The 1,648-nt window shown below is 72.3% G+C and carries 2 protein-coding genes and 1 pseudogene; all 3 read left to right on the top strand.

What is annotated here, in order from left to right:
• Window positions 1–289 (top strand): D-alanyl-D-alanine carboxypeptidase (locus tag WA805_RS23755; RefSeq protein WP_425243439.1); only part of this gene is annotated, 289 nt, incomplete at its 5' end.
• A gap of 133 nt (window positions 290–422) precedes the next feature.
• Window positions 423–1,529, top strand: a complete 1,107-nt coding sequence (locus WA805_RS23750; RefSeq protein ID WP_422338324.1) for a zinc-dependent metalloprotease — start codon at window positions 423–425, stop codon at window positions 1,527–1,529.
• Between the two features lies 1 nt (window position 1,530).
• A pseudogene (locus WA805_RS23745) lies at window positions 1,531–1,648 on the top strand (tRNA lysidine(34) synthetase TilS); the annotation flags it as partial.

Raw genomic sequence — 1,648 nt, 5'->3', positions numbered from 1 at the left:
GCTGCGGGGCGCGATCACCGGCCTGCCGGTCGCCGGGTTCAGCGGAACGCTGTCTGCCGGCGGAAGCGTGTTCGGCGGGATCGACGGCGCGGCGCGCGGCGTGGTGCGGGCCAAGACCGGCAACCTGGACTCCGTCGCCACGCTCGCCGGGCTGGTCTACGACCACAGCGGCGCGCTGCTGATCTTCGCGATCATGGCGCCGCAGGTGCCGGACGCCGGCCTGCTGACGACCGCGGCAGGGGCGATCGACAGCGCCGCGGCCGGGCTGGCGGCCTGTGGCTGCCGGTGACTCGGGCGAGCTCAGGCTCGCTTCGGTGACCTCGGGTGACCTCGGTGCGCCGCCACAATCGCCTCGCTAGTCGTGGTCTGGTCTGCCACCATGCCCGGCCAGCACGTACGGTAGGAGGGTGAGTAGCGCACAGATGATCGACTGGGACCTGGCGATCTCGACCGGCGTCCGGTTCGCCAGGCAGGGGCCGCAGGTCAGCCTCGCAGACGCCCGCGCCGTGGTGGCCGAACTGCGCGGCCTGACCGCCGTGGTGCAGCAGCCAGTCCGTGACGTGACCGGGCTGACCAGCCAGGGCTCGGTGGGCCCGGTCGCGGTGGTGGACCGGCCCGGATGGATCAGGGCGAACGTGGGCGGGTTCCGCGTCGTCCTCGAGCCGCTGGCGGAAAAGCTCTCCGAGCGGAGCAACGTGGTGCCGGCGGCGGGATCCGTCGTCGGCGTGGTCGGCTCGCGGGTCACCGGCGTGCAGGCCGGGCTGATCCTGGCGTACCTGTCCTCGCGGGTGCTCGGCCAGTATGAGCTGTTCCTGCCGCCTGGCGAAGGCGGCGTAGCGGGCGGGAACGGCTCTTCGTCGAACGGCGCGGGCACGGGCGCGCCTGGTGTCGGCCGGCTCACCCTCGTCGCCCCGAACATCGTCATGGTCGAGCGTGAGCTCGGCGTCGAACCGCACGACTTCCGGCGCTGGGTGTGCCTGCACGAGGAGACCCACCGGGTGCAGTTCACCTCTGTGCCGTGGCTGCGCGACTATGTGCAGAACATGATGTCCGAGTTCCTGCTGGCCTCTGACCTCGACCCGGGCGCGATCGTCGAGCGGCTGCGGGCCGCGGCGGGCGCGGTGGCCGGGGCGGTGCGCGGCGGCGACGGCGAGTCGCTGGTGGAGGCCATGCAGACCCCGGCGCAGCGCGAGCTGCTCGACAAGCTGACCGCGGTGATGACCCTGGTGGAGGGCCACGGCGACTACGTCATGGACGCCGTCGGCCCGCAGGTCGTGCCCTCAGTGGCCGACATCAGGGAAAAGTTCAACTCACGGCGCGGCTCGGCGGGCCGGATGGAGCAGATCCTGCGCCGCATCCTCGGCATCGACCTCAAGATGAAGCAGTACGCGGAAGGCGCGCGGTTCGTCCGCACCGTGGTGGAAGAAGTGGGGATGACCGGGTTCAACCGGGTCTGGACGTCGCCGGAGACGCTGCCCACCCGCGCCGAGATCTCGCACCCTGCCGACTGGCTCGCCCGGGTCGGCTGACGTGGGTCCGGCGCCGGCCGTCGCTTCGGTCCGCAACGCGGTTCGCGCGTGCGTCACCGACCTTGCCCCCGGCGACCTGGTGCTTGCCGCCTGTTCTGGGGGGGCGGACTCGCTGGCGC

It is taken from the genome of Trebonia sp., assembly GCF_049794275.1.
Taxonomy (GTDB): Bacteria; Actinomycetota; Actinomycetes; order Streptosporangiales; family Streptosporangiaceae; genus Trebonia.
Note: the sequence above shows the minus strand (reverse complement) of the source record. Positions and strands in the feature narration are given on the sequence as shown.

Coding starts and splice junctions, on each gene's coding strand:
- WA805_RS23750 (WP_422338324.1), top strand. CDS start 423: ATGATCGACTGGGACCTGGCGATCTCGACCGGCGTCCGGTTCGCCAGG.